The following is a 23,998-nucleotide window of genomic DNA, read 5'->3' as shown; positions in this document are numbered from 1 at the left end:
GCTGAAACAAATAAACCCCCGGCAATCAAATGGTTGCCGGGGGTTTTTAATGTATCACGCGAGGCGAATTTGCGCCTGTGGCGTCAATCCGAACCCTTGGTGCCCAGAAGCTGATCCATGCTGACCGAAGGCTGATCGCAGCCCGCTTCGCCCACGATCTTGGCCGGGACGCCCGCCACCGTTTTGCAGGGCGGCACCTCTTGCAGAACTACCGAGCCTGCGGCAATGCGCGAGCAGTTGCCCACGCGGATATTGCCCAGCACCTTGGCCCCCGCCCCGATCAGCACGCCATTGCCGATCTTGGGGTGGCGATCCTCTTCTTCCTTGCCGGTGCCGCCGAGCGTGACCGAGTGCAGCATCGACACGTTGTCGCCGACCACCGCCGTTTCGCCGATGACGATAGAATGGGCGTGGTCGATCATGATGCCCTTGCCGATCCGCGCCGCCGGGTGAATGTCGATCCCGAACACCTCGGAGGCGCGCATCTGGAAGAACCGCGCCATGTCGCGCCGCCCCTCGCGCCAGAGCCAGTGCGACACGCGGTAGGCCTGCACGGCCTGGAAACCCTTGAAGAACAGCATCGGCTGAATGAAACGGTCACAGGCCGGGTCGCGATCATGCACGGCGACGATATCGGCGCGCGCCGCCACGGCCAGCGACGGGTCGGCCTTGTAGGCGGCATCGCAAATCTCGCGCAGGATCTGCTCGGGCATCTCGGTCGAGGCGAGCTTGAGGGAAATCCGGTAGGCCAATGCTGATTCCAGCGTCTTGTGGTGCAGGATCGACGAGTGGATCACCCCGCCAAGCAGCGGTTCGTATTCAATCGCCTCGCCGGCCTCGGTGCGGATGCGGCCCCAGACCGGATCCAGTTCGGCCAGTTTTGCGCGGGTTTCAGCCATTTGCATGCTCCCAAATTCGGTGGTTGAGTATAGCAGATAGGACGCCGAGGCAAAACGCAAAGCTGTGATCGGAAGGATCAGGCAAATGAATGGGGATGAGCACGCCCGATTCCGGGTGCTGATCGGGAACAGGCTGGCCGAACTGGAGGCCGAAGACCGGCTGGGCGAGGCCGGACAGGCCACCGTCGAGCTGGACCAGCAGGCCGTCGGGCGGCTGAGCCGTCAGGGCGCCCTGCAAAATCAGGCGATGGCCAGGGCCACGCAGGCCCGCCGCCAAAGCGAGCGCAAACGGCTGGAGGCCGCATTGAGGCGCATGGACGAGGGCGAATTCGGCTATTGCGAGGCGTGCGGCGATCAGATCGCACCGGGCCGGTTGGCTCTGGACCCTGCGGCAACCCGTTGCGTGGATTGTGCAAACGGCTGAATTATTGTGCAAGGGACCGGATTATCGCAAAAACGTCACCTGTCCGCGACGGAACCGCCAGCCCCGCCCGTATCATGCAGGCGGACGTTTTTTATGATATGGAAACGAGGTAGAGACAGATGAATATGCAAGTGATGGATCACGCCCGCGGCTATGGTGTGATCAGCCGGTTTTTCCACTGGTCCATGGCGGCCCTGATCCTGTGGCAGGCCATATCCGCAGCGTTGCATTTCCTTGTGGACGAGACGCCGCTGGCCGATTTCTTTTTCGCGTGGCACCAGCCATTCGGGCTGTTGCTGCTGGTGCTGGTCGCGTTGCGCGCGGTCTGGGGGCTGATCAACATTCCGCGCCGTCCGCAGCATGTCGGCGGCCTCGACAAGGCCGCCGCTCTGGGGCATGTGGCGATGTATGGCCTGCTCTTCGCGGTGCCGGTCATCGCGCTGATCCGGTCTTATGGATCGGGACGCGGGTTCAGCGCCTTCGGCATCCAGATCTTCGACAAATTCGAACCCAGGATCGAATGGATGACCAACCTCGGCAGCAATTGGCATGGCGAACTGGGCTGGGTTCTGCTGGCGCTGACCGCCGGGCATATCGCAATGGCCGTGGTGCATGACCGCGCGTGGAACGAAAACCGCATCGCACGGATGACCCGAGGCAGCGAATAACAGCCCGGCCTTGCCACGCTCAGCCGATGCCGAGCGTGGCGACCGCCCCCGCCCCGTAGAGCGCCGACACCTGCGCGACCTGTACCGTGAACGGCCCCGTGATGCCGTCCTGCGCCTGCGCGGCGGCGGTGTAGGTCCATTCCGGCGCCCCTACGGTGACCTCGCGCAGAACCTGCGGGCCCTGCATCACCCGCAGGACATAGGCTTCGCGCTCCTCGCCAAGGGGCACCTCGGGCGTGTCCCACCTGTCGCCGCCGATCCGGGTACGGCGAATCCAGCCAAAGTGCCGGTCCCCGCCCGCATCCATGCCGTGGCGCAGATGCACCGGCGCATAGGGGCGCAGGCCGATCCCGTCGAACGCCGCCACCGCGCCCTGATAGGAGGGATCGTCCACCGGGCGATCCGCCGGGCCGATACGGTAATGGCGCGCCAGCCCGCGCCTGGCCTCGGGCATGTCGATCTGCACAGGGCTGCCATCCAGGCGCACGATGATCGACCCGGCGGGCCAGACCTTGCGCATCGCGCCTTCGGTGCCCAACTGCCCGCGCAGGCGATGGTTTAGCAGATAGGTCTCCTCTCCCACCAGATCGGCGTCGCGGAACTGGAACAATTCCCACCCGTCCGGCGTGCCATCGCCGATCGCGCAGAGGTTCGCGCCACTCAGAAAGGCCGCATCGCCCACGCTTTGCAATTCCCCGCCGACCATCCGCACCAGCAGGCCCTCGCCCTTGTCGATACGCGCCGGGCAGGCCGCGATCAGCGGCGTTTCGGTTAGCCCGACCGGGGTCGGCTGGTTCAGCAGGCGGTTCAGGGCGTAATCCGCATCCACATCCGACGCATAGAGCGCCGCCGCACCGGGCCACGGATCGGCCGTGACCGCGATATGCGGTGCGTGCGGCACTTCCTCTCCGGTCATGAGCGGCAGGTCCAGAAACAGCGGCGTGACCGGCCCCGGCGCAGTGAAGGCGCGAACCTGCGCGGGTTCGTCCCCGAAATCGACCGGGCGATAGGTTTCCGGCTCGATCCGCACGGCCTCGGCCCTCTGGGTCTGGGCCATCTGTTCGACCCGGTCGATCCGGTAGAGCCCCTGCCCGCCCTCTTCGGGCAGCGCAATCACGTCACCGGCCCCGGTGCCGAGCCGCGACAGCGGCAGGGCAAGGCGCACGGTGTCGGTGGACACCCGCGCCTCGGACAGCCAGCGTTCGACGGTCTCGCGCCCTTCGGCGCGCGTCATCGCCAGCGGCATTTCCGAGGTCGCCACCGCATGGGTGCTGTCATCGGGCAGGATCGCCTCTTCGGCGATCACCGCGAAATCGGCATCGGCCTCAATGAACCGCAGCCGCACCCGGCCCGCCTGTTCCACCTCGCTGCCGCGGGTCTGCTCGATCACGCCGTCCAGTTCGGCATCGCGCACCAGCCAGTCGGGATCGAGCACGGCATCCGCCCGCCCGTCGCGCATGCGAAACTGCAACAGGCCATCGCGTTCGATGGCGTCGAATCCGTAGCGCAGCATCAATGGTTGCAGCGCGCCGCGCGCCTCTTCGACCTGATCCACCAGATAGCCGCGCAGATACCCGTGCAGCCCGCCGGTATCGGTATGCACCAGACCGGCCCGCGCCGTCACCTCATCGACCACCGAGGCCAGCGTGCGCCCCGACACCCGCCCGTTCAGCCAGTGCCCCCTGGCATAGTTCTCACCATCCCCCCACAGCGCGCGGTTGTTGGGGAAAAACGGATAGGGCCGCGCATCCCACGCCCAGGCACAGCTATGATCCCAGTCCAGCATCGGGCCGTCGTATTCTTCGGACACCGGGTTGTTCGCCGGATCGGTCCAGTAGCCTGCCATCGCGCGCAGGTATTGAAGCTGGATCAACTCGTCCCGCCGCCCCGTGGAATGCCGTGGCAGGCTGGATTCCGAGGATTTGGCATCGAGGAACTTATTGGGCTGGTTGGTTCCCTTGTCCACCGCCGCGCAGCCGTATTCGTCCGCCCAAGCCCCATCGAACTGCGGCCCGCGCAGCCCCTCGGGATCATGCGCCGAAAACACCTGCGCCGTCGCGCCGTTGGGCCAGACCAGACGCTTGCGGCTGGCCTGCCAGTCGAGCCGCCGGTCGGGGGGCGAACAGGCCATGATGCCGCTTTCGCCGAAAATCATCACCTCGCGCACCTGGTCGACGGTTTCCCCCACCAGCGCCATGCGGCGGCACCGCCCGGCCTGCATCGGCCTGTCGCCCTCGATCTGCGCGCGCACCCATTCCGCGCCCGCGCGGGTCTTGCCCGCGCCGCGCCCGCCCATCACGATCCAGTTGGTCCAGTCCCCCTCGGGCGGCACCTGATGCTCCAGCGCCCAGAACTCGAACAGATAGGGCAGCGCCATCAGCTCGCCCTGATCGAGACTATCCAGAAAATCGTCCTGGACATCTGGCCCTTCTGAGACGATCCAGCCGGCAGCAGACCGAAGCCCGTGCCTCTCCAAGGTCGAGGGCATACTCCCGTGCGATGCCTTTTTCCTGTTTCCTGCGTTTTTCAAGTTGCGCCTCCGCTTCTATCGCGATCTTCAGCCATTGCCGGATTTCCGCCGTCGCCCTGGCCGCGTTCTTCAGTTCGCCGAGTTCCCCTGCCCGGATCTTCCGGTAGATGACCTCGATATCCTCGCGCATGTCCGACAACTGCCGCTCCAGCGCGTCGATCGAGGTGGTCAGGCCCGTGGGCCCCTCGTCGGGGGTGATCAAAACCATTCGTGCTCATGCCTCGTGTTTCTCTTGCCCGGTCCCTTCCGATTGAGGAGAACGGCCCACCGGCCGCCCCGTCCATCTGACAGGAAACAAGGCTGACCCAAGGCGCGTTAAGACCGGTTAAAGGGAGCGTGCGGTGCGGGATGGGGGGACGACAGGGCACGCGACCGGGGTCACCATTCACGCAAGCCGCGCATCGCCGGGCCGCAGTGCGGCGATCCCCCCTTTTGGTCAATGGCGCTTTATGGCCGCCAAGTCATGAAAACAAAGGCACCCTTGCGCAAGCCGCGCATCGCCAGACCGCGGGATGGCGATCAAACGGTCCTTCAGCGCAGTTTATACCCGCCAAATCCGAAAGAGCTTGGAACGGGGCGCGGACCTCACCCAATCGCCAGCCCGTATGGGCGGTCTGGCGATGCGCGGCGCCTTCGGCGCTGTTTCGCGCGTGCGGGAAGACCTCTGCGGGTACGATCCGGATAGCAGCCGGATATGGTGCCTATGGCCGGTATGTGGACTAAGCGGACCTTCAAAATCCGGCATGAATGCTTTAATTTCAGTGCGATGGAATTGGTGTGTTCACCAAACTCGGAGGGTGATTGATTGAATCGCGAAGAAGCTCTTGCGGCCATCGCAGATGCGATTGCTACGTTGCCAAACGGGCGTCCGCAGCGTGTCGCGGTGAATGGGCGCATTGCATCTGGCAAGACAACACTGGCGACAGAGTTGGCGGAGGCGTTACGCGTGCAGGGGCGTCCGGTTCTGCACGTCGGTGTGGATGGGTTTCACAATCCAATTGCCATCCGTTACCGGCAAGGTCGCGCCTCGGCTCGTGGCTATTATGAAGATGCATACGATCTGGAGGCCGTTGCTCGCCTATTGCTGCAACCGCTTAGCGTAGGACCTAATTCCGGTGATGGTTCCTGGTCGATCCACACGCGTTCTTATGATCTGCACGCGGATGAACCGATCAATGAGCCGCCCGAGTCTATTAGCGCGGACACCATACTCATCGTCGATGGCAGCTTTCTTTTGGTACCTAAACTGCGACGGCTGTGGGACTATGTTGTCTTTGTCGACGTAGATCGGACAATTGCGACACAGAGGGGGGCGCTTCGCGATGCCGACCGGTTAGGTGGGATAGACGTGGCGAGCAAGCTTCACGACGAGCGCTATCAGGCGGCTTGCGATTTCTACATTGACGAGAACACCCCCCAATCTCACGCCAATGTAACTTGGAATAACGCGGATTTCAGAGGGCCGATCTTAAGTTTCGCGTTCGGTTGAGTTGGGCTCAATCCAGACACCCACCCCACCTCCATCACAGCCCGGAATCAAGGCACGTCTTGCGCAAGCCGCGCATCGCCGGGCCGCGGGATGGCGATCAAACGGTCCTTCAGCGCAGTTTACGCCCGCCAAATCCGAAACAGATCAAAGCGGCGCACCAGCCTCCGCCAATCGCCAGCCCGGTCCCGCCAGAGGCGTACCACCCATAATCCGCGCCCCTCCGGTGCGACCGGCGGCCCGGCGATGCGCGGCTTGTCCGGGCCCGCTCACCCCAGAAGCTCAAACACCATGGGCAGGGTCAGGACCGAGGCCAGCGTCTGGCTGGTGATGATCCCGGCCATGAAGGGGCCGTCGCCGCCCAGTTGCCGGGTCAGCACATAGGAGGTCGGGGCGGTGGGCACTGCCGAAAAGACGACGAGCACCAGCGCCGCCGCCCCGTCGAGCCCGAGGGCGAGCGCGACGGCGGTGGCGAGCACGGGCATGCCCAGAAGGCGCAGGCCCGCGATGGTGCCGAGTGCGGCCACGTCGCGCCGCATCTGTGCCGGTTGCAGGGCGGCCCCGACGCAGAGCAGGCCCAGCGGCAGGCTGCCCTGTGCGAGCAGGGACAGGAACGCCCCGGTACCAAAGGGCAGGCCGATTCCGCCAAGCGCCACCGCCAGCCCGGCGAGGCAGGCCAGGATCAGCGGATTGCGCAGGATGGTTTTCAGCAGGACCAGCGCGTGCCTGCCCGCGCTTTTCTCGGTCAGGGCGACGATGGCCAGTATGTTGACCACGGGAACGGCCACCGCGACATAGACCGCCGCAAGCGCCATGCCGCCCGACCCGGCGATGCTGCCGATCACGGCGAAGGCCAGGTAAGTGTTGAAACGGATCATGCCCTGCACCGCCGGGCCGAACCGCGCGGCAGGGGTGGGCCTGAGCCGGCGCGCCAGCATCAGGGCAAGGCTGGCGATCAGCAGGATCGCCACCGCCGCGCCGCCAAGGCGCAGAACCTCGGGGTCATGGACCGGCGCATTGGCGAGGCTGGAAAACAGCAGGGCGGGAAACAGGACGAAATAATTCAGCCGTTCGGCGGCGGGCCAGAAGCCGGACGACGGAAAGCCCGCGCGCGCCATGACGAAGCCAAGGCAGATCAGCGCGAAAAGGGGCCAGATGGTGAAGATCAGCACGGTGTCGCTTGGCCTCGATGCGGTCGGTGGGCGTTTGCCGGTGGCGGGGGCTTCGGGGTTTGGCGCACAGATGCGCATATGGCTGCGCCACAGTCAAACGCCGGGTGGCGATGACGGCCAGTCGGGGGGCTATGCCGCCCGTGATGCCCCGCTCAGAACATCCCCATGGCGAGACCGGCGGCGAGGGCCTGGCCGATCTCGCGGCATTTGGCGAGCTCAGGGTCGGGGATGGTTTTTTCGGCAAGGATCTGTTCGGGGGTCTGGGCGTGGGTGCAAACGATCAGCGCCTCCTGCACCGGGCGCAGCCGCCAGCCCTGCGCGATGCGGGCGATCTGGCGCACGGCGTTTTCGCCGTCCGATCCGGCGCAGACCATCTGGGCATAGGGGCGGCCCTCGATCCGCCCGAGGACGGGGTAATAGCAGCGGTCGAAGAAATCCTTCATCACGCCCGAAATCGCGGCAAGGTTTTCCGGCGCGCAGAAGATGTAGCCCGCCGCCGCCAGCAGGTCGTCCGGCCCGGCCCGGTCGGCGGGGATCAGGCGTGTGTCGGTTTCTTTCCGGGCCGCGCCAAAGGCGGCCTCTGCCATCTGCCGGCTGCCGCCGGTGCGCGAGTGATAGACGATCAGAAGCTGTGCCATGGGCGCAAGATAGCGGGTGCCGGGCGGCGAGGCCAGACGCTCCGGTTCACATCCTGCTTGCACCCCGCCCGGCGGAGGCGCAATGATACGCGCATGAAACCCAAGATACTCACGACGCTGAAAACCTATGATCGTCAGACGCTTGTCGCGGATGTGCTGGCGGGGATCACCGTGGCGATGGTGGCCCTGCCGCTGAGCCTTGCCATCGCCATCGCCTCGGGGGCGCCGCCGGAAAAGGGGCTGGTGACGGCGATTGTCGCGGGCGGGCTGATCTCGGCGCTGGGCGGAAGCCGGGTGCAGATCGGCGGGCCGACCGGGGCGTTCATCGTCGTGGTGTTCGGGGTGATCGCCGAACACGGTTATGACGGGCTGGTGCTGGCGACGCTGATGGCGGGGGCCATCCTGCTGATCGCCGGTTTCTTCCGCGCCGGACGGTTGATTCAGCTGGTGCCCGAGCCGGTGATCAACGGGTTCACCATCGGCATCGCGGTGGTGATCGCCACCAGCCAGATCAAGGATATTTTCGGGCTGTCCATGCACGAGGTTCCGGCGGAGTTTTTCGAAAAGCTGTCGGCGCTGTGGGCGGCGCGCGAGACGCTGAACATTCCGGCCCTGGGGATCGGGCTGGTGACGATGGGGCTGATCGTGGCGCTGCGCCGGGCCTTTCCGCGCTTTCCCGGCCTGATCGTGGCGGTGGCGCTGACCTCGGGGGCGGTGGCGCTGATTGGCTGGCCGGTGGACACGATCCAGTCGCGGTTCGGCGATCTGCCGCGGGGGCTGCCCGCTCCGGCATGGCCCGACATGAGCCTTGCGCGGCTCGGGGAGCTGTTGCCCTCGGCGGTGGTGATCGCCTTTCTGGCCGGGGTCGAGTCGCTGTTGTCGGCGATGGTGGCCGACCGGATGATCGGCGGACGGCACCGGCCCAATGCCGAGTTGCTGGCGCAGGGTGCGGCCAATCTGGGATCGGCGCTGTTCGGGGGGCTGCCCGCGACGGGGGCGATTGCCCGGACCGCCACCAATGTGCGCGCCGGGGGCAAGACGCCGGTGGCGGGGCTGGTGCATGCGGCGGTGATCCTGCTGGTGATGCTGGTGGCCGCGCCGCTGGCGGGGTTCATGGCGATGCCCGCGCTGGCCGCGCTGCTGATCCTGACGGCATGGAACATGAGCGAGCCGCACCGCTGGCCGGGATATTTCAGGGAGCGGCGGTCGGACCAGTTCCTGCTGGTGCTGACGCTGGTCCTGACGGTGGTGGCCGACCTGACGGTGGCGATCGGCGTGGGCGTGGCCCTGGGGCTGGCGCTGCGCCTGCGGCGGCGCGACGTGCCCGCCTCGGAATGGGAAACGCCGGACAGGTGAGGGGGGTGGCCATCGTCGCCGAGGCCCGTGCCAGAGAGGTCTTTCTTTGTGGCACAGGTGGTTCCTTTGAGGGCGAACCGGGTATTTATGGATCGCGAGGGGAATGTCTGGAATGAGGCCGAAGCGGATATGAAATTGCGCAAGTTTCGGGTCGTGATGCTTTGTCGCTTGTACCTACAATGGACCGATGAAACCAACCACACTCGTCCAACTGGATTACATCATATTACCATGCCGAAGCATCTCGACTGCCAGGGCATTCTATCTCAATGTCGTCGGGCTTCGCCTTGTCGAAGATCATCCTGAGTGGGTGCGGTTCGATTGCGGCGCAACTTTTCTTGCGCTGAGACCGCGCGGCAAATGGCTGATGTGGAACGACAAAGACGTTCCCAAGCAGTCCGTCAGTGTGCAATTGGCATTTCAGGTTCAGTACGATGCTGTTGACCGATGGCACTCATATCTTCTTCGCGAAGAGGTCATCATCGTCGAAGGGCCCGTTGATCAGGACTTCGGACATAGAACTCTGTTTTTCCGCGATCCAGACTACAACGTAATTGAGATTTTCGCCGTGATAGACTGACCTATCATGTTTGTCCCCAAAGTTTCCCTTGTTCCACATGCCGACCATCGGCACTGTGTCCGGCTGTTGTCTGGATTGTACCCGCAGAGGTCTTCCCACTCGCGCGAAACAGCGGCCGAAGGCGCCGCGCACGGGAAGACCTCTGCGGTTTCACAGCCGGACACGGTGCCGATGACTGCTATAAGGGACGGAACTGCCGTTTGCCGCAATCGCACCAATGACGGGTCACAGCCCGGAGCGGACCCACAGCCCTTAGCTCAATTCTGTGATAGCTGACCTTCACCGCATGGGTCGCGAACTGGTAAAATGCGGGACAAATCGACTGTAGAAATTTTGCCGCCCAACGTCCGCTTTGCAGCCATCGAAGCGAAGGCCGAACGTTTGCTCTGGCTTCGATCACTGGTCAATTATTGATAGAGCAACTTTTCGTGCTTGGCGTATCATCTCTCGGGCCTGCTCAATCGGCATACCGTCAAATGTTCGGTCAAGGTTGTTTGTGCTAATTGTTAAACGCGACCCTTCGCCAAACGGCTGCCAAGCCCAGCATTGAGTTAGGGAGTCTGCATCCGACAATAGACAAACTGAGCCGAAATTTAGGTCTCCTTGTCGGTCCTTCTTAAGGGAGCCACCTTCCTTCCAATACGGTAAATGGAAGCCAGGTTCGGCCTCTGGTGCAATAAGAATATTCCCTATGAATCGATATGGCTCAGGGGAGTAAATGCTACACCAATTCGGCGGCTCGTCGCCACTACAGGTAGCAGTCATGGCGCTATGGCTTGATGCAGGAGTTAGCCCTACTGTGTCCATGTCGATAGGGCGGGTTCCATTCTCGCTAATCCTGCAAAACCATGCAAAATCTGACTTTCTATCTACGCTCCCGAAGTGGCCAATATCATCACCGTTCTTTAAGCGAGGTCTCATCTCAGGTGGAATACGCAGGTTTTTCCCTGCGATCCGGACGTGAATAGGTGATCCCGAGCAGCTTTCTGGAACGTGTTGCCGATACAACTGGAGCCCTGCAGCGGAGGCCGCAACAAAGAAAATCACCGCGAAAGTAAACATCGTTCCAATGGTCGCGATACGCAGGGCGCGACCAAAGATTACTCCGACAACTAGTGCAATCGCTGCCCCGCCAAGAACGATTAAATATGCTAATCCTGCATATTGGCCTGTTGGCGCTTCGGACCAAAGAAACGCGGCAGGAAGCGCTACCATTATAAAAACAAGTGTGATGCGCCATCGCCAGCCGCATTGCACCGCAAGAGCTGCGGACAAGGCAACCCCAATCAAGACTAATTGGAAAACTGTCGAGGGATTTAGTGGAAACAATTTGGAACCCTTTCCCCCAAAGCACTGCAAGTCTGCCTTACGTCTTCAACTAAACCAGACATAAGCCACGCCGCAGAAATATGGAAGAATGGCCTCCAACCCGCCCTTCGCTGCACCCTACACGAAAGGCCGTTGTCGGGAAACGGGCCAAGCTTTGCAAACTCCGCTTCCCGCGCATTACGGGCATTCGCGCGTCACGCAGCATCCGGTACTTTGGCCTCAATCCAGACACCCACCCCACCTCCATCACAGCCCGGAATCAAGGCACGCCTTGCGCAAGCCGCACAGCGCCAGACCGCGGGATGGCGATCAAACGATCCTTCGGCGCAGTTTATGCCCGCCAAACCCGAAAGAGATCAAAGCCGCGCACCTGCGACACCTGATGCCGGTGACTGCCATGAGAGACAAAACTGCCGTTACCCAAGCCGCGCATCGCCGGGCCGCGGTGCGGCGATCCAACAGTTATTTGGCAATGCTTTATGTCAGCCAAATCATGAAAACATCAGAGCGTGGTCCTTGCATCAGCCAAATCGCCGCGCCGGGGGGCGGCCCGGCGATGCGCGGCGCCTTCGGCGCTGTTTCGCGCACGGGAAGACCTCTGCGATTTAAATCCGAATAACAGCCGGACAAAGCTGCCGTTCGCCGATTGCTTCTTTCTTTCCGATATGGCCTCATATGAAATCAGTAACACTAGGAAGCATTTATTCCCTTTCGCCAATGTCAAAGGATGCGATGCACCTTACGTCAATCAAAAATTCGTATTCCAAGCGCTACGCCTCAGAATTTGGCGAACCCAGAGGATGTTCCGAGCGCGATGTAACGATTCTGGAACAGAGTTTAGGGCGGCGTCTTCCAGCAGCGTACCGCGAATACTTGCTTTGGATGGGTAATGATAAGCATGGCCGATTGAAAGGAAGTGATTGGTTTCTGAGCGATGTCCTAGAAAACACGGCAGCGCTTCCTGAACTGCTTTCTGAGAATGAGATATCTATTGACCAACTTGACGACCTGTTTTGCTTCTTCATGCATCAAGGATATATGGCGGCGTGGTTTGATTTGTCTCAGACCTCTGACGACCCTGAATGTTTCTTTTTCTCCGAAGGAAATGATGCGGAGGAAGTTGAAGGGCCAAAGATGTTTTCTGATTTTTTAAAGAAAGAGTTAGGGCTGTAAGTTCCAGCATTTCGTTGCAGGTATTGAGGTGGCCGCCTTGGCCTCAAACCCAACCATCCGGCTTTCATGACCCGCCACACCCGCACCGCAGGTGCAGCCAACCTGCCTGCCCTCAGACAACACGCAAACCGATCCCAGGCACAGCAGCCCCAAAGGCCACCCTCCCGGCTCTCGACATCCCGCCATGCGTTGCCAGAAATCCCGCGCCCTATACCGGCCGATTTGCGTCCCTCATGGACGCAAATTCCCGAACACCCCCGGAGTTTCGTACAAAACCCGCGTACACATCGTACAAAACGTACGAAACGCGCAGGACCGGGCGAAACGGCCGACCGGATCACTCCGCGGTGCGCCCGGCCTCGATTTCGCGCCAGCGCGCGACATTGCGGTTATGCTCGTCCAGCGTCTCGGCAAAGGCATGCCCCCCCGATCCGTCCGCCACGAAGAAGATATAGTCGGTCTCCTCGGGGTTGACCGCCGCTTCGATGCTGGCGCGGCCCGGATTGGCGATCGGCGTCGGCGGAAGACCCGGAATTACATAAGTATTCCAAGGGGTTTCGGACCGAAGCTCACTCTGACGCAACCCCCGCCCCAGAATACCCTCGCCCTTGGTGATCCCGTAGATCACCGTCGGGTCGGTCTGCAGCCGCATCCCCTCCCGCAGGCGGTTGACGAACACGCTGGCCACCTGCCCGCGCTCTTCCGCGATGCCGGTTTCCTTCTCGATGATCGACGCCAGGATCAAGGCCTCATACGGCCCCTCCAGCGGCAACCCCTCCTGCCGCGATTCCCAGGCCCCCGCCAAAATCACATCCTGCGCCTCCCGCATCCGCGCAATCACGCTTTCGCGGGTGTCGCCCTCGCGCACCTCGTAACTGTCGGGCGCAAGACTGCCTTCGGCGGGAATCTCCTCGATTTCGCCGTCCAGAATATCCATTAAATTCAATGCGTTGACGACCTGCCAGCTGGTCACGCCCTCGGCCATTGCAATGCGATAGCGCGTATCGGCCTTTTCGCGCACCGACTGAAACAGGGCGGGGGCGTCCTCTTCTCCGGGGATAAACGCGGCCATCTCCACATAGCGGCTGGTCGCCGGGTCCAGCTCGCGCACTTCCACACCCGCGCGGTTGACCCCGATCCGGTACACCACTTCGGTGCCACAGGTGCTGGCCCCGCCCTTGGTGATCAGATCGGCGATCTCGGACATGCTGGCCCCCTCGGGGATCAGCCAGCTCCCGGCTTTCAGAAGGGCGGTCTTGTCGGTGTATTCGGTTGCGACCCGAAAGATCGTCCCGTTGCTGATCGCCCCTTCATCGGCCAGCCGCCGCGAAATCGCGCGCATGTTGCTGCCGCGCTCGACACGCAGGCAGATCGGATCGTCCAGCGGACCGGTGGCGTTATATTCCGACTGCCCCCACAGGATCACGCCCCCGATCAGGAACACGATCACCACCAGAAAGGTCAGGAAATTCGAGGCGATATGCCGCCACATCAGCGCGGTTTCCCAATGCACAGGCAGGCATTCGTGCCGCCAAAGCCGAAGCTGTTCGAAATCGCCACGTCGATCTTGCGTTCCCGCTTGGCATTCGGCGCCAGATCGAGCGCGGTGTCGACCGCCGGGTTTTCAAGATTGATCGTCGGCGGCGCAACCTGATCGCGGATCGCGAGAATCGAGAAGATCGCCTCGATCGCGCCCGCCGCCCCCAGAAGGTGCCCGACCGACGACTTGGTCGAACTCATGGTCGCCTGCCCCGCGGCGTCGCCCAGCAGACGCTCGACCGCTTTCAGTTCGATCGTGTCCGCCATGGTGCTGGTGCCATGCGCGTTGATGTAATCCACCTCGGACGGATCGACACCGGCATGTTTCAACGCGGATGTCATCGCCCGGAACCCACCATCGCCATCCTCGGAGGGCGCGGTGATGTGATAGGCATCGCCCGACAGGCCATAGCCCAGAACCTCGGCATAGATCTTGGCGCCGCGCGCCTTGGCGTGTTCGTATTCCTCCAGCACGACCACGCCCGCGCCCTCGCCCATGACGAACCCGTCGCGATCTTCGTCATAGGGACGGCTGGCGCGCTGCGGGTCGTCGGCGCGCTTGGTGCTGAGCGCCTTGCAGGCGTTGAACCCGGCGATCCCGATCTCACAGATCGCCGCCTCGGCCCCGCCGGCCACCATCACATCGGCATCGCCATACTGGATCAGGCGCGACGCATCCCCGATGGCATGCGCCCCCGTGGAACAGGCCGTCACCACCGAATGGTTGGGCCCCTTGAACCCGTAACGAATGCTGACCTGCCCGCTGATCAGGTTGATCAGCGCACCGGGAATAAAGAACGGCGACACACGGCGCACGCCCTTGTCGCGAATAAGCAGCGTGGTCTCCTCGATCGAGCGCAACCCGCCGATCCCCGAGCCCAGCATCACGCCCGTGCGCTCACGGCTCTCTTCGTCTTCAGGGGTCCAGCCCGCATCCTTGACCGCCATATCGGCGGCGGCGACACCGTAAAGGATGAAGTCATCCACCTTGCGGCGCTCTTTGGGCGCCATGTGGTCATCGGCGTTGAACGTCCCGTCCGAGCCATCGCCAAGCAGCACCTCGCAGGCATATTTCGTCGCCACGTTCTGGGGATCGAAACGGGTAATGGTTCCCGCCCCCGATTGTCCGTCCAGAAGCCGTGCCCACGTTTTTTCAACGCCGGACGCCAAAGGCGTGACCAACCCCAGCCCCGTGACAACCACTCGACGCATGCTTCTGCCCTTTCCTTACCTCTTCAAGGGTTGCTCATAACCCGCCTTGCCACCGGGGGGCAAGAGCGGCGCTGCATGCGCCGGGCCATGTTGACGCCACTCCGCCGATGACCCGGTTTGAATTCCTGTTTACTGAAACTCGGCCTGCGGTTCGGTCTCGGCATGGCCCATGGCGATGGCCTCGGCCAGATCGACATCCTTGGACAGCAAAGCCCGGCCAATCAGTGTCCCGGCAATGTTGGGCACGTATTTCAACCGCGATACATCGTCGGCGCTGCTTACGGTCCCACGTGCAATGACCGGGTGGTGAGTCTGCGCGGCAAGGCCGGTGATCACGGCAAGGCTGCCATCGCTGTCCTCGATATCGGCGTCGATATCCGTAACGATAATTCCCGCCAGAGGCGCATCGTCGAAAGCCTTGACATAGGTCTCCGGTTCGAAGGCGCTGCGCGATTTCCAGCCTTCGGTCATGACAGAGCCCTCATAGATATCCACGGCCAGAACGATCTGGTCAGGATGCAGTTTGGCCAGTTCACGCAACAAATCCGGATCATGCGCCGCCATCGTGCCGATCACGACGCGGCCCGCGCCACGGTCGATCCAGCTTTCAACCCGCTCGCGCGAGCGGAACCCGCCACCAAGCTGGACAGGTGTACCGGCGGCACGGATGATGTCCCCGATCAGATCGTCATTGTTTCCCTCGCCCGTCAGGGCGTCGATGTCCGTCACGTGAATCCATTCGGCACCGGCGGCGGCAAAGCCGCGGGCGGTTTCAACCGGGTCCACATGCCAGATCACCGGTTCATTCAGCCGGCCACGCGTCAGCGACACGCATTTACCGTTCATCAGTTCGAGGGTGGGATAGATGATCATGGCCACAGACCTTCCGTTGCGAAAACTATACCCCGACCTATCGGGACAGCATGATCTTGCCAGCAGATGGCGGGGCGGGATGTCAACAAATCGGCATCATAGCATCGATTAACGCCCTCGCCAAATTTTCCTGCCCCCAATACAGACACGAAAAAGGCCCCTGCCGAACCGGCAGGGGCCTGTCACCCGATCGGGTGAGCGTCTTGCTTACGATGCTTCGCTGATGAATTTCACAGCATCGCCGAAGGTCTGGATGGTTTCGGCTGCATCGTCGGGAATCTCGATACCGAACTCTTCCTCGAAGGCCATGACCAGTTCGACCGTGTCAAGGCTGTCTGCGCCCAGATCGTCGATGAACGAGGCGTTCTCGACAACCTTGTCCTCTTCCACACCCAGATGCTCTACGACGATTTTCTTCACGCGGTCTGCGATATCGCTCATGTCATAATCCTCATTTACTTCGGGGTCTGCCGACCCGCTTTGCTGCCCCTGCCCCAGCCGGGAAGCGGCTTTGGTTATGCCCCACGGGGCGGATGTCTCATCCCGCCAAAGCGGGTGGCCCGGACGGGCGAATGCCACCTCCCAGCCGAACTGCGCCGCCTATAGCACATGGCGCGCCGTTGGCAAATCCTTTCGCCAATGGCCACCCGACCGGCCGCTGCCGCCCCGACGGAGCCGAACCGGAGCCATGGTCGCCCCAAACTCCGCAGCGTGATCGCTAAGCTGTTGGCGAAACATAACAAACCACAGCAAGCGGCCCTTACGCAAGGCCATCCGCCCCCTGATCCCGGCCTGATACGCAGCGGTCAGGGGCCCGGATGCAAACAATCTCCGGCCCCGGTCATCGCATCGCATCCACTGATTCCCGCAGGACGTGCAGACCGGAACCCGCGGCTCAGATCATGGCCATGCCGCCATTCACGTGCAACGTCGTGCCGGTGACATACCCGGCCTCGGGGCTGGCCAGATACAATACGGCGGCGGCGATTTCCTCGGGCGCGCCCATGCGTGCGGCAGGGATTTGCGCGTTGATCTTGTCTTTCTGATCGTCGGTCAGCTTGTCGGTCATCGCCGTCGCAATGAACCCCGGCGCCACGGCATTGGCGGTGATCCCGCGGCTGGCGACCTCATAGGCGATGGATTTGGTCATCCCGACAAGACCCGCCTTGGAGGCGGCATAGTTGGCCTGACCGGGATTGCCCGTGGCCCCGACGATGGAGCTGATATTGATGATACGCCCCCAACGGGCCTTCATCATCGTGCGCATTACACCCCGACACAGCCGCATCGACGATGTCAGGTTCACATCCAGCACCTGCGCCCATTCCTCGTCGGACATGCGCATGAAAATCTGGTCGCGGGTGATCCCGGCGTTGTTCACCAGAATATCCAGCCCGCCCATGGCCTCGATGGCCTGCTTGGGCAGGGCCTCGACCGCCTCGGCATCGCCAAGGTTGCACGGCAGGACATGGGCACGCTCACCCAGTTCCGAGGCCAGCGCCTCAAGCGGCTCGGTGCGCGTGCCGCTCAGGCCCACGGTCGCGCCTGCGCCATGCAGCGCCCGTGCAATCGCGCCGCCGATCCCACCCGACGCACCTGTGACGAGGGCGGTTTTTCCTGTCAGATCAAACATCTTGCATATCCTTTTGCTTCATCGCCGGATATCCACAGGACATCCGGCAAGACAATTCGTTTTGTCCCGGCCCTAGCCGTTCAGCGCCTCGACCGCCGCATTCACGTCCTCGGGCGTGCCGACCGCACGGGTCGCCAATGCCCGGTCGATCCGGCGGATCATCCCGCTTAGCGCCTTGCCCGCGCCGATCTCCCAGACCTCGGTCACGCCCTGAGCGGCCATATAAAGCACCGATTCACGCCAGCGAACCGATCCCGTCACCTGCTCGACCAGCAACTGGCGGATCTCATCCGGGTCCGTCACCGCAGCGGCGCGGACATTGGCCACCAGCGGCACCTTGGGCGCGGCGATGTCCACGGCGCTCAAGGCCTCGGCCATCACATCGGCGGCGGGCTGCATCAGGGCACAGTGGAACGGCGCGCTGACCGGCAGCAACATGGCCCGCTTCGCGCCCTTTTCCTTGGCAATCTCCACCGCACGCTCCACGGCGGCCTTGTGCCCCGAGACCACGACCTGCCCCGGATCGTTATCGTTGGCGGCCTGACAGACCTCACCCTGCGCGGCAGCCCCGGCCACGTCGCGCACGGCCTCCAGATCGAGGCCCAGAATTGCGGCCATCGCGCCCTCGCCCACCGGCACGGCCTTTTGCATGGCCTCGCCACGCGTGCGCAGCAGGCGGGCGCAGTCCGCCACACTCAGCGCCCCGGCAGCGGCCAATGCCGAATATTCTCCCAAAGAGTGCCCGGCCACCATCGACGCCGCATCAATCGCCACCCCTTCGGCCTCAAGCGCGCGCATCGCCGCCAGCGAGGTCGCCATCAGCGCGGGTTGCGCGTTTTGCGTCAGGGTCAGCGTGTCTTGCTCGCCCTCCCAGATGAGATCGCTCAGCTTTTCGCCCAGGGCCTCATCGACCTCGTCGAAAACCGCCTTTGCAGACGGGTACGCTTCGGCCAGTGCCCGGCCCATGCCAATCGTCTGCGCCCCCTGCCCCGGAAATACGAATGCTCGGCTCATCGTGACCTCTTGTCTTTCTTGTTCGGTAATTCCCCCGATAGCGCGCCTCGCCCGCCGAGGCAACGGGCAACCCCGGCTGCGGCACACATGCACGTGACCTGTGCGCAGCGTGGGATTGTCCGTTCCGCCCCCGGCGTTAATGTTGCGTCGAAGATTTCAATCAGGAGCATTCCATGCCCGCCAGCAACACCCCGACCACCTATGGCAGCGTCACCAAGACCTTTCACTGGCTGACCGCGCTATTGATCCTGGCGGCGATTCCGCTTGGGATCATCGCCAACGACCTTGCCCATCAGGTACGCAACCCCGACATCGCGGCATCCGAAGCCACCGTGCAATGGGCCGCAATCCTGTTTTCCATGCACAAAACCATCGGCGTCACCGTGTTCTTCGTCGCGCTCGCGCGCATCCTGTGGGCCTTGGCGCAAACCAAACCCGGCCTCCTGAACGGTGACCACACCGCCGAGGCATGGCTGGCCGAAACGGTCCACTGGCTGCTTTACGGCTCTCTTGTCGCGGTTCCGCTGACCGGCTGGGTGCACCACGCGGCCACGTCCGGTTTTGCCCCGATCTGGTGGCCCTTCGGACAAAACCTGCCCTTCGTGCCGAAAGACGCCTATGTGGCCGACCTGTCCGGCGTATTGCATTACATCCTGCAATGGGTTCTGATCGGCGCCATCGTCCTGCACATCGCCGGGGCGCTCAAGCACCATGTGATCGACCGCGATGCCACCCTGCGCCGCATGTTGCCCGGCCACGCCCCTGGCCAGCCGACCGAAAAACAACCCGGTCACGTTCTGCCTGCCGTGACGGCTCTGGCCCTGTGGGCCGTTGCGCTTGGCGGGGCTGGTGCGCTTGGCTGGCTTCCGCTGGGGCACGCGCCAGCATCTGAAACAGCCGAAACCAGCCAACCCCTGGAAACCGTACAAAGTGAATGGCAGGTCCAAGACGGCACGCTCGAAATCACGGTCTTGCAAATGGGCTCGGACGTGACCGGCAGCTTTGCGGATTGGACCGCCGATATCAGCTATTCGGAAACACCCGATGCAACCGGTAAACACGGCGAGGTCGCCGTCGTGATCTCGATTGGCTCACTGACCCTGGGGTCGGTCACGGATCAGGCCATGGGAGCCGAATATTTCAATGCGGAGAACTTCCCCACCGCCCGGTTCACTGCCGACCTGATCGCCACCGATCAGGGCCATGTCGCGCGCGGAACCCTGACGATCCGCGATCAGTCGGTTCCCGTCGAAATGCCGTTCGACCTGACGGTGGACGGTGACAGCGCCACCGCTCAGGGCGGGTTGAGCGTGGACCGCCGCGATTTCAACGTCGGCGCAGAGGGCACGGGATCGCTTGGCGCGGATGTGGATATCCGGTTCGATCTGACCGCAAACCGGGGCTGACACGGCCCCGGCACTGGCAAACAAAAAAAGGGCCAGCCGTTCAGGCTGGCCCTTGCTGCATTCCCGGAAGCCGGTGTTATTCGGCTTTTCCAGCCTCGATCGAGATCATGACCTCGACTTCGTCCGACACGGCGGGCACGGCGAAATCCATGCCGAAGTCGCTGCGCATCAATGTGGTGGTGGCGTCGAAGCCGACCCAGGGCTTACCCTCCATCATCGGGTGGCCTTCCATCTTGTTCAGCTTGGCGTCCAGCACGACCGATTTGGTCACGCCGTTCATGGTCAGGTCGCCGGTGATTTCGGCAGTGGTATCGCCGGTCACTTCGATCCCCGTCGAGGTAAACGTCACCATGTCCCCTTCGGACGCACCGAAGAAATCGTCAGACATGAAATGCTCGAACCGCTCCTCCCATCCGGTCAACATCGAGCGCACAGGCATCGCCACGTTGACCGAAGAGTTCGCCGGGTCTTCCTCGTCGAACATGATTTCGCCCTCGAACCCCGCGAACATCCCGTAGGTCGTGGAATAGCCGAGGTGATTGTACGAGAACACGACCTGGCTGTGGCTCGGGTCCAGATTGTATTGCTCCGGCGCGGCCAAAGCGGGCATGGCACCTACGGTCAGGGCGGTGGTCAAAAGCAGTGTCTTCATTACGTCTCTCCCTCGGGAATAGAAATTACAGTTCCAGACGCAATAAATGGGGTAATTCCGGCTCGGGCAATCCTGTTAAATTCAACAAAACGTGTGGATCAGCGAACATTCGCCTGCACAAAGGCGCAGATCGCCATGATTATATGCGCCTCATGCACGCAATTGCATCGTATCGCGCAGGGCCTCGACGACCGATGGATCGTCCACGGGAATGGCAAACAGTTCGCACCCCTCATGATCGCGCGCCGTCAGCAAACCGTCACGCAACGCGATTTCGGCCAGATCGTCAAACGCATGAGTGGCACATATCCGCGCCATTCCCTCGCTGTCGACCTTCACGATACGAAGTTGCCGGTTCATGGGGTCGATATGTATTTCGGGAACATCGCTGCGCTCGTCCAGACCGCTGACACAAAACAACCCGATGATCAGCAACACGCCCGAGATCAGTAGCTTGATCAACTGCATCGCGCCGTCCCCCGCGCCTGCCTGGAACACCCACAACCCGACTGACGCCATCAGAAAAGCCGCGCCAAAGCCCATCTTCATCGCCCGCCGCAGCGCCGCCTTGCCCCGCAGCGCGCAACGGGCATTCCTTTCAATCAGGGTGTCGGGATCGATATTCGACAATTCATGCAGCGCAACCACGACGAGCATCCTTTCATGATTTGTTAACCTTGAAAGAACCCCGTGATTGAGGCGCGATTTGGGCAAAGCGCAGACAAATTCTGGGACATGCGTCATAAGCAATGCGGCCACTTGCGCCACGACACGATCCATCGTATACGCGCCCATCCTTCCGCACGAGGTTTGAACCGCGCAGTCTCTCGTGGCGGGGCCGCGGAAGGATATGGCCCGCCTTTGAAATGCGCCTTGAAAGAAGTGGAGATCACATGCCGCTGTATGAGCATGTATTTATCGCGCGCCAGGATCTGTCCAACGCGCAGGCCGAAGGCCTCATCGAACATTTCGGTACCGTTCTGTCCGACAACGGCGGCAAGATCGTCGACAGCGAGTACTGGGGCGTCAAGACGATGGCCTACAAGATCAACAAGAACCGCAAGGGCCACTACTCCTTCCTGAAAACCGACGCCCCCGCGCCGGCCGTTCAGGAAATGGAACGCCTGATGCGCCTGCATGACGATGTGATGCGCGTCATGACCATCAAGGTCGACGAGCACGAAGAGGGCCCCTCGGTCCAGATGCAGAAGAAGGAAGATCGCGACAGCCGTCGCGAGCGCCGTTGATAACCGCCTGAAGAAAGGACACTAAACCATGGCTGCAAAACCGTTTTTCCGCCGCCGCAAGGTCTGCCCCTTCTCGGGCGACAACGCACCCAAGATCGACTATAAAGACACGAAGCTTCTGCAACGCTACATTTCCGAGCGTGGCAAGATCGTGCCGTCGCGCATCACCGCCGTTTCGGCCAAGAAGCAGCGTGAGCTGTCCCGCGCCATCAAGCGCGCGCGCTTCCTCGCCCTGCTGCCCTACGCCGTGAAGTAAGGAGAGAGCATCATGCAAGTTATCCTTCTCGAACGCGTGGCCAAGCTGGGCCAGATGGGCGATGTCGTCGACGTCAAGCCCGGTTTCGCCCGCAACTACCTCCTGCCCCAGGGCAAGGCCCTGTCGGCCTCCGAGGCCAACATCAAAGGCTTCGAAGATCAGAAAGCGCAGCTGGAAGCCCGCAACCTGGAAACCCGCAAGGAAGCCGAGCAACTGGCCGAAAAGCTGGATGGTCAGCAGTTCGTCGTGATTCGTCAGGCCTCTGACGGTGGCAACCTCTACGGTTCGGTTTCGACCCGTGACGCCGCCGCCGTCGCCACCGAGGAAGGCTTCTCGCTCGACCGCAAGCAGGTTCTGATTCGCCAGCCGATCAAGACCCTGGGCCTGCACGACGTCGAGGTGCACCTGCATCCCGAGGTCGAGGTGCACATGCAACTGAACGTCGCCCGTTCGCCCGAAGAGGCCGAACTGCAAGCGTCGGGCAAAAGCATTCAGGACGCCGCCGCAGAAGAAGAAGCCGCCGCCGATTATGAAATCGCGGAACTCTTCGAAGACATCGGCAGCGCCGCATCGGACGACGAAGATCTGGCCGAAACGGTCGAAGAAGTCCTGCCCGAGCAGGACGCATCGGACGACGAAGACAACGCCTGATCCAGACGTTACCGAAAAGAATCCGGGTCGCGCGGCAGTGTCGCGCGGCCCTTTTCATTCGGCTCCGATGCCCGGCGGTCCGGAAGTATTGCTTTATCAGGTTTTCATCTGTCTGACGGCGATTCTTTGCGTCGGCTGGAATCCGCTCCCCAAGCGCCAAGACAATGCCGCAATATGTCGTTATAATTAACGCTAACCTGTCTGCCGACCGGTCTCTCGCTGTTTCAAGTCAACGTTCGTGCACCCCGTAAAGCAGTAATCCAAGGCGACAAGACCTGTACGAGTGTATCACGACATTCCTGCCATCTTGGTATTCCCGATGGTGTTTGTATAAATTGACCCCGGTAAGGGTGATCGAAACGCTGAACTGAGGAGAGGGCGCCCCTGCGCCCCCGATACGACATGAACAAGCGCATGGATCTGATAGACTTGGCCAGTACGCCCGACGGGCAGCGTGATTTCGTCGCGCATCTGAACAAGCTGTGCGATACGCTTGGTGTCGAGCACGCAACCTATTTCGCGGTCAACCCGATCTCGGGCAAGATGCACGGGTTCACCACCTACCCGGACGAGTGGAAGGCCCATTACGTCCATCACGGCCTGCAACAATTCGATCCGACGCTTCGCTCGGCGGCGCGGTCCGTCGCCCCCGTCGACTGGAATCGTCTGACCAATGACACCAACTACGACAGGGTATTTCGCGACGCCCATGATTTCGGCCTGCCCTCGCAGGGCGTGACGGTTCCAATCCGCGGAATGTTCGGCGAAACCGGCCTGCTCTGCGCCTGCACCTCGACCACCGCAACCGAATGGGCCCGCCTGAAGCGGGAGATCATCGGAAGCCTTCTGAACAATGCGGTGCATCTGCATGACACCGTGATGAATTCCGAACCCCTGATGAAAACCCTGCGGCATCCCAACCTTTCATCGCGGGAACTGGAGATTCTGCAATGGGTGGCGGCAGGCAAGTCGCAACAGGATGTCGGTGACATCCTGTCGATCTCGCCACGTACCGTCGAAGTGCATTTGCGGTCGTCACGCGAGAAACTCTGCACCATCAGCACCGCACAAGCCGTCGGACGCGCCGTCAGCCTGGGGCTGATACTTCCCGGTTGATTCAGTAACGAAAACATGACACGCAACGCCCACGGGGGCATCCTCGGGCTGGAATGCATTTCAGGAAAAAAACTTTCCCGAGCACCCCAAACTACGGGATTTCCCTAATTCCACAGGAACGATCCCTTGATATCCTTTCCCCAA

The 23,998-nt window shown here is 62.2% G+C and carries 26 protein-coding genes; 12 read left to right on the top strand and 14 right to left on the bottom strand.

Features of this window, described 5'->3' with window-relative positions:
* Positions 1 to 83: 83 nt before the first annotated feature.
* Positions 84 to 899, bottom strand: a complete 816-nt coding sequence (gene cysE, locus BUB53_RS13210; RefSeq protein WP_073035241.1) for a serine O-acetyltransferase — start codon at positions 897 to 899, stop codon at positions 84 to 86.
* Between the two features lie 85 nt (positions 900 to 984).
* Here cysE and BUB53_RS13205 point away from each other — a divergent pair, with 85 nt between their 5' ends.
* Together BUB53_RS13205 and BUB53_RS13200 are read left to right on the top strand one after the other, a co-directional pair.
* The gene (locus BUB53_RS13205; RefSeq protein WP_073035240.1) at positions 985 to 1,323 is read left to right on the top strand and encodes a TraR/DksA family transcriptional regulator; all 339 of its coding nucleotides are present in this window, start codon (positions 985 to 987) and stop codon (positions 1,321 to 1,323) included.
* Positions 1,324 to 1,442: 119 nt separating this feature from the next.
* Positions 1,443 to 1,991: a cytochrome b gene (locus BUB53_RS13200; RefSeq protein ID WP_073035239.1), complete on the top strand. Its 549-nt coding sequence runs from the start codon at positions 1,443 to 1,445 to the stop codon at positions 1,989 to 1,991.
* A 19-nt stretch (positions 1,992 to 2,010) separates the two neighbouring features.
* Here BUB53_RS13200 and BUB53_RS13195 read toward each other — a convergent pair whose 3' ends face one another.
* Complete coding sequence (locus BUB53_RS13195) at positions 2,011 to 4,287, bottom strand: phage tail protein (RefSeq protein WP_073035307.1); 2,277 nt, start codon at positions 4,285 to 4,287, stop codon at positions 2,011 to 2,013.
* A 100-nt stretch (positions 4,288 to 4,387) separates the two neighbouring features.
* A complete protein-coding gene (locus BUB53_RS13190) occupies positions 4,388 to 4,729 on the bottom strand; it encodes a hypothetical protein (protein WP_073035238.1) in 342 nt (113 codons plus the stop codon).
* Positions 4,730 to 5,326: 597 nt separating this feature from the next.
* On the opposite strand from BUB53_RS13190, the gene BUB53_RS13185 reads away from it, so the two are divergent.
* The gene (locus BUB53_RS13185) at positions 5,327 to 6,010 is read left to right on the top strand and encodes a nucleoside/nucleotide kinase family protein (RefSeq protein WP_073035237.1); all 684 of its coding nucleotides are present in this window, start codon (positions 5,327 to 5,329) and stop codon (positions 6,008 to 6,010) included.
* Positions 6,011 to 6,276: 266 nt separating this feature from the next.
* Here BUB53_RS13185 and BUB53_RS13180 read toward each other — a convergent pair whose 3' ends face one another.
* Together BUB53_RS13180 and BUB53_RS13175 are read right to left on the bottom strand one after the other, a co-directional pair.
* On the bottom strand, positions 6,277 to 7,179 hold the full coding sequence (locus BUB53_RS13180) for an AEC family transporter (RefSeq protein WP_073035306.1): 903 nt from the start codon (positions 7,177 to 7,179) through the stop codon (positions 6,277 to 6,279).
* Positions 7,180 to 7,331: 152 nt separating this feature from the next.
* Positions 7,332 to 7,817 (bottom strand): flavodoxin family protein, encoded by a 486-nt coding sequence (locus tag BUB53_RS13175; RefSeq protein WP_073035305.1) that lies wholly within the window; start codon positions 7,815 to 7,817, stop codon positions 7,332 to 7,334.
* 93 nt (positions 7,818 to 7,910) lie between these two features.
* Between BUB53_RS13175 and BUB53_RS13170 the strand changes: the two genes are divergently transcribed.
* Entirely contained in the window at positions 7,911 to 9,173 is a 1,263-nt protein-coding gene (locus tag BUB53_RS13170; RefSeq protein WP_073035236.1) for a SulP family inorganic anion transporter, read from the top strand.
* 187 nt (positions 9,174 to 9,360) lie between these two features.
* Positions 9,361 to 9,753: a VOC family protein gene (locus BUB53_RS13165; RefSeq protein ID WP_073035235.1), complete on the top strand. Its 393-nt coding sequence runs from the start codon at positions 9,361 to 9,363 to the stop codon at positions 9,751 to 9,753.
* Positions 9,754 to 10,149: 396 nt separating this feature from the next.
* Here the strand turns inward: BUB53_RS13165 and BUB53_RS22485 are convergent, their stop codons facing one another.
* Positions 10,150 to 11,082: a hypothetical protein gene (locus BUB53_RS22485; RefSeq protein ID WP_159437828.1), complete on the bottom strand. Its 933-nt coding sequence runs from the start codon at positions 11,080 to 11,082 to the stop codon at positions 10,150 to 10,152.
* 397 nt (positions 11,083 to 11,479) lie between these two features.
* Here BUB53_RS22485 and BUB53_RS22480 point away from each other — a divergent pair, with 397 nt between their 5' ends.
* Positions 11,480 to 11,701, top strand: a complete 222-nt coding sequence (locus BUB53_RS22480) for a hypothetical protein (protein ID WP_159437826.1) — start codon at positions 11,480 to 11,482, stop codon at positions 11,699 to 11,701.
* A gap of 56 nt (positions 11,702 to 11,757) precedes the next feature.
* Complete coding sequence (locus BUB53_RS13160; protein WP_143163214.1) at positions 11,758 to 12,255, top strand: SMI1/KNR4 family protein; 498 nt, start codon at positions 11,758 to 11,760, stop codon at positions 12,253 to 12,255.
* A 337-nt stretch (positions 12,256 to 12,592) separates the two neighbouring features.
* Here BUB53_RS13160 and mltG read toward each other — a convergent pair whose 3' ends face one another.
* The 6 genes from mltG to fabD all read right to left on the bottom strand — a co-directional run bounded on the left by mltG (position 12,593) and on the right by fabD (position 18,526).
* Complete coding sequence (gene mltG / locus BUB53_RS13155; RefSeq protein ID WP_073035233.1) at positions 12,593 to 13,747, bottom strand: endolytic transglycosylase MltG; 1,155 nt, start codon at positions 13,745 to 13,747, stop codon at positions 12,593 to 12,595.
* Positions 13,747 to 15,006 carry a beta-ketoacyl-ACP synthase II gene (gene fabF / locus BUB53_RS13150; protein ID WP_073035232.1) on the bottom strand — a complete coding sequence of 420 codons (1,260 nt, stop codon included), beginning with the start codon at positions 15,004 to 15,006 and terminating at the stop codon, positions 13,747 to 13,749. Before fabF ends, mltG begins: the two co-directional genes overlap by 1 nt.
* 129 nt (positions 15,007 to 15,135) lie before the next feature.
* Positions 15,136 to 15,879 carry a 1-(5-phosphoribosyl)-5-[(5-phosphoribosylamino)methylideneamino] imidazole-4-carboxamide isomerase gene (locus tag BUB53_RS13145; RefSeq protein WP_073035231.1) on the bottom strand — a complete coding sequence of 248 codons (744 nt, stop codon included), beginning with the start codon at positions 15,877 to 15,879 and terminating at the stop codon, positions 15,136 to 15,138.
* A gap of 207 nt (positions 15,880 to 16,086) precedes the next feature.
* Complete coding sequence (locus tag BUB53_RS13140) at positions 16,087 to 16,320, bottom strand: acyl carrier protein (protein WP_036558652.1); 234 nt, start codon at positions 16,318 to 16,320, stop codon at positions 16,087 to 16,089.
* A gap of 454 nt (positions 16,321 to 16,774) precedes the next feature.
* The gene (gene fabG, locus BUB53_RS13135; protein WP_073035230.1) at positions 16,775 to 17,512 is read right to left on the bottom strand and encodes a 3-oxoacyl-[acyl-carrier-protein] reductase; all 738 of its coding nucleotides are present in this window, start codon (positions 17,510 to 17,512) and stop codon (positions 16,775 to 16,777) included.
* Positions 17,513 to 17,584: 72 nt separating this feature from the next.
* Complete coding sequence (gene fabD, locus BUB53_RS13130; protein WP_073035229.1) at positions 17,585 to 18,526, bottom strand: ACP S-malonyltransferase; 942 nt, start codon at positions 18,524 to 18,526, stop codon at positions 17,585 to 17,587.
* A gap of 173 nt (positions 18,527 to 18,699) precedes the next feature.
* Between fabD and BUB53_RS13125 the strand changes: the two genes are divergently transcribed.
* Entirely contained in the window at positions 18,700 to 19,932 is a 1,233-nt protein-coding gene (locus BUB53_RS13125; RefSeq protein ID WP_073035228.1) for a cytochrome b/b6 domain-containing protein, read from the top strand.
* 76 nt (positions 19,933 to 20,008) lie between these two features.
* Here BUB53_RS13125 and BUB53_RS13120 read toward each other — a convergent pair whose 3' ends face one another.
* Both BUB53_RS13120 and BUB53_RS13115 read right to left on the bottom strand, forming a co-directional pair.
* A complete protein-coding gene (locus BUB53_RS13120; RefSeq protein WP_073035227.1) occupies positions 20,009 to 20,584 on the bottom strand; it encodes a YceI family protein in 576 nt (191 codons plus the stop codon).
* Positions 20,585 to 20,734: 150 nt separating this feature from the next.
* Complete coding sequence (locus tag BUB53_RS13115) at positions 20,735 to 21,232, bottom strand: hypothetical protein (protein ID WP_159437825.1); 498 nt, start codon at positions 21,230 to 21,232, stop codon at positions 20,735 to 20,737.
* A 245-nt stretch (positions 21,233 to 21,477) separates the two neighbouring features.
* Here BUB53_RS13115 and rpsF point away from each other — a divergent pair, with 245 nt between their 5' ends.
* From rpsF to BUB53_RS13095, 4 genes are all read left to right on the top strand, one after another.
* Positions 21,478 to 21,831 (top strand): 30S ribosomal protein S6, encoded by a 354-nt coding sequence (gene rpsF / locus BUB53_RS13110; RefSeq protein WP_073035225.1) that lies wholly within the window; start codon positions 21,478 to 21,480, stop codon positions 21,829 to 21,831.
* 28 nt (positions 21,832 to 21,859) lie between these two features.
* Positions 21,860 to 22,087 (top strand): 30S ribosomal protein S18, encoded by a 228-nt coding sequence (gene rpsR, locus BUB53_RS13105; protein WP_058291462.1) that lies wholly within the window; start codon positions 21,860 to 21,862, stop codon positions 22,085 to 22,087.
* A 12-nt stretch (positions 22,088 to 22,099) separates the two neighbouring features.
* Positions 22,100 to 22,738, top strand: a complete 639-nt coding sequence (gene rplI / locus BUB53_RS13100; RefSeq protein ID WP_073035224.1) for a 50S ribosomal protein L9 — start codon at positions 22,100 to 22,102, stop codon at positions 22,736 to 22,738.
* A 414-nt stretch (positions 22,739 to 23,152) separates the two neighbouring features.
* On the top strand, positions 23,153 to 23,854 hold the full coding sequence (locus BUB53_RS13095) for an autoinducer binding domain-containing protein (RefSeq protein WP_073035304.1): 702 nt from the start codon (positions 23,153 to 23,155) through the stop codon (positions 23,852 to 23,854).
* Positions 23,855 to 23,998: the final 144 nt, after the last annotated feature.

It is taken from the genome of Roseovarius pacificus (assembly GCF_900142665.1).
GTDB classification, from domain to species: Bacteria; Pseudomonadota; Alphaproteobacteria; order Rhodobacterales; family Rhodobacteraceae; genus Roseovarius; species Roseovarius pacificus.
The sequence above is the reverse complement of the archived record's forward strand: the minus strand, read 5'-3'. Positions and strand labels throughout refer to the sequence as shown.

Excerpts from the sequence above, each read along its gene's own strand:
- BUB53_RS13190 (WP_073035238.1), bottom strand. The coding sequence starts at position 4,729 with ATGGTTTTGATCACCCCCGACGAGGGGCCCACGGGCCTGACCACCTCG.
- BUB53_RS22480 (WP_159437826.1), top strand. The coding sequence starts at position 11,480 with ATGAGAGACAAAACTGCCGTTACCCAAGCCGCGCATCGCCGGGCCGCG.
- mltG (WP_073035233.1), bottom strand. The coding sequence starts at position 13,747 with ATGTGGCGGCATATCGCCTCGAATTTCCTGACCTTTCTGGTGGTGATC.
- BUB53_RS13165 (WP_073035235.1), top strand. The coding sequence starts at position 9,361 with ATGAAACCAACCACACTCGTCCAACTGGATTACATCATATTACCATGC.
- BUB53_RS13160 (WP_143163214.1), top strand. The coding sequence starts at position 11,758 with ATGAAATCAGTAACACTAGGAAGCATTTATTCCCTTTCGCCAATGTCA.
- BUB53_RS13170 (WP_073035236.1), top strand. The coding sequence starts at position 7,911 with ATGAAACCCAAGATACTCACGACGCTGAAAACCTATGATCGTCAGACG.
- rpsR (WP_058291462.1), top strand. The coding sequence starts at position 21,860 with ATGGCTGCAAAACCGTTTTTCCGCCGCCGCAAGGTCTGCCCCTTCTCG.
- cysE (WP_073035241.1), bottom strand. The coding sequence starts at position 899 with ATGGCTGAAACCCGCGCAAAACTGGCCGAACTGGATCCGGTCTGGGGC.
- fabG (WP_073035230.1), bottom strand. The coding sequence starts at position 17,512 with ATGTTTGATCTGACAGGAAAAACCGCCCTCGTCACAGGTGCGTCGGGT.
- BUB53_RS13195 (WP_073035307.1), bottom strand. The coding sequence starts at position 4,287 with ATGGGCGGGCGCGGCGCGGGCAAGACCCGCGCGGGCGCGGAATGGGTG.
- BUB53_RS13175 (WP_073035305.1), bottom strand. The coding sequence starts at position 7,817 with ATGGCACAGCTTCTGATCGTCTATCACTCGCGCACCGGCGGCAGCCGG.
- BUB53_RS13205 (WP_073035240.1), top strand. The coding sequence starts at position 985 with ATGAATGGGGATGAGCACGCCCGATTCCGGGTGCTGATCGGGAACAGG.
- fabD (WP_073035229.1), bottom strand. The coding sequence starts at position 18,526 with ATGAGCCGAGCATTCGTATTTCCGGGGCAGGGGGCGCAGACGATTGGC.
- BUB53_RS13095 (WP_073035304.1), top strand. The coding sequence starts at position 23,153 with ATGGATCTGATAGACTTGGCCAGTACGCCCGACGGGCAGCGTGATTTC.
- BUB53_RS13145 (WP_073035231.1), bottom strand. The coding sequence starts at position 15,879 with ATGATCATCTATCCCACCCTCGAACTGATGAACGGTAAATGCGTGTCG.
- fabF (WP_073035232.1), bottom strand. The coding sequence starts at position 15,006 with ATGCGTCGAGTGGTTGTCACGGGGCTGGGGTTGGTCACGCCTTTGGCG.
- rpsF (WP_073035225.1), top strand. The coding sequence starts at position 21,478 with ATGCCGCTGTATGAGCATGTATTTATCGCGCGCCAGGATCTGTCCAAC.
- BUB53_RS13125 (WP_073035228.1), top strand. The coding sequence starts at position 18,700 with ATGCCCGCCAGCAACACCCCGACCACCTATGGCAGCGTCACCAAGACC.
- BUB53_RS13140 (WP_036558652.1), bottom strand. The coding sequence starts at position 16,320 with ATGAGCGATATCGCAGACCGCGTGAAGAAAATCGTCGTAGAGCATCTG.
- BUB53_RS13200 (WP_073035239.1), top strand. The coding sequence starts at position 1,443 with ATGAATATGCAAGTGATGGATCACGCCCGCGGCTATGGTGTGATCAGC.
- rplI (WP_073035224.1), top strand. The coding sequence starts at position 22,100 with ATGCAAGTTATCCTTCTCGAACGCGTGGCCAAGCTGGGCCAGATGGGC.
- BUB53_RS13120 (WP_073035227.1), bottom strand. The coding sequence starts at position 20,584 with ATGAAGACACTGCTTTTGACCACCGCCCTGACCGTAGGTGCCATGCCC.